This window comes from Cognatundibacterium luofuense (assembly GCF_018139685.1).
GTDB classification, from domain to species: Bacteria; Pseudomonadota; Gammaproteobacteria; order Burkholderiales; family Burkholderiaceae_D; genus Undibacterium; species Undibacterium luofuense.
The window spans coordinates 1-278 of sequence record NZ_JAGSPN010000690.1; the positions used below are offsets into that span (position 1 = coordinate 1).

Below are 278 nucleotides of genomic sequence, written 5' to 3' on the forward strand. Positions count from 1 at the left end.
CCATCTCAAAGACGGCCGTGAATACCGTTCGCCACGTGGTGCCGCACCGCTGTTCAGCGCAGATGGGAAGTTTGCGGCATTTGCCGTACGTCCTACCCGTGTCGAACAGGACAAAGCAAAAAAAGAAAAGAAAAAACCGGAAGATGCGCCGAAATCCGGTCTTGGCATCATCGATCTGCAAAGTGGAAAAATTGAACTGATCGAGCGCGTTAAACAGTATGCCTGGTCGGAAGAGGGCGGTGGCTGGCTGGCTGTGTTGATGGAAGCTGCGCCCGATG

General features: G+C 54.0%; 1 protein-coding gene. It reads left to right on the forward strand.

The genetic code is table 11. From position 1 onward, the window contains the following. Window positions 1-278 (forward strand): hypothetical protein (locus tag KDM89_RS22210; RefSeq protein WP_212689896.1); only part of this gene is annotated, 278 nt, incomplete at both ends.